The 1,394-nt window shown below is 59.4% G+C and carries 1 rRNA gene; it reads right to left on the reverse strand.

What is annotated here, in order from left to right:
- Positions 1 to 968: ribosomal RNA gene (locus tag AC1AYP_RS04035) — 23S ribosomal RNA — on the reverse strand; the annotation flags it as partial.
- Positions 969 to 1,394 lie beyond the last annotated feature (426 nt).

The raw sequence follows: 1,394 nt of genomic DNA on the forward strand, positions 1-1,394 counted from the left end.
TGTCGGTACCCGGTATGGGCCCTCAAGCATCCAGTAGCTCTACCCCCCGCAAGCAATCACCCGACGCTGCACCCAAATGCATTTCGGAGAGAACCAGCTATCACGGAATTTGATTGGCCTTTCACCCCCAGCCCCAGTTCATCCCCCCGGTTTTCAACCCAGGTGGGTGCGGTCCTCCACACGGTCCTACCCGCGCTTCAACCTGCCCAGGGCTAGATCATCCCGCTTCGGGTCCAGGACAAGCGACTCAGACGCCTTATTCAGACTCGCCTTCGCTACGCGTACCCCACACGGGTTACGCTCGCCACCTGCCACTGACTCGCAGACTCATTTTTCGATAGGCACGCCGTCACCCCATCAAAGAGGCTCCGACGGATCGTAGGCGCACGGTTTCAGGTACTCTTTCACTCCCCTCCCGGGGTGCTTTTCACCTTTCCCTCACGGTACTAGTTCACTATCGGTCGGACAGGAATATCTAGGCTTACCCCACGGTCGGGGCGGATTCACACGGGATTCCACGAGGCCCGCGCTACTTGGGAACACGCAATCATGAGACCATGCGCATACGACTACGGGGCCATCACCCTCCACGGCCAGGCATCCAATCCTGTTCGTCTCGCACACGGTTTTCTAACTCACGCCCGGTCCGTCGGAACCGGGACACACGCTCCCGCAACCCCGATGCCGCAACCCCCGACGGGTATCACACGACACCGGTTTGGCCTGATCCGCTTTCGCTCGCCACTACTCACGGAACATCCTTTCCTACAGGTACTGAGATGTTTCACTTCCCTGCGTACCCCCCGCATAAAGCGGTGCCACCCCATCGAGGGTGGCGGGTTCCCCCATTCGGACATCCTGGGATCAAAGCCCTGTCGGCGGCTCCCCCAGGCCTATCGCGGCCCCACACGTCCTTCATCGGTCCTGTCCGCCAAGGCATCCACCACTGCGCCCTTACCAGCAACACACTCGAAGCATGAAGCCGGCAAAAACCAAATTCGCGAATACATCGGACGACACATCAACACAACACGTTGACGGTCACAACAAAACGACCGAACGAACACCAAGACAAAAGCCTCGGAGTTCGATCGAAATCAACAAAACAAGAAAAACAAATTCGTTCTCTTGCTCGCGTCCACTATCCAGTTCTCAAACCACCAACACACACCAAGCCCCACACCAGCCCACACAAGGACCGGCACGGAAACCCGGCGGAATCGGACCCGCACCCCAAACCCAACGGCCTGGAGGGTGGCGATCCGGGAACCCAAAAGCATGCCACACCACAAACCCGCACGCACCCCGAAGGACACGCGCCATAGCCCATGATCTCTTCCACACCAGCAACCCCGACCGAACCGCGGACTTCGCGGCCGTGGGGCACACACCGG

Source organism: Bifidobacterium sp. LH_424, from assembly GCF_056356895.1.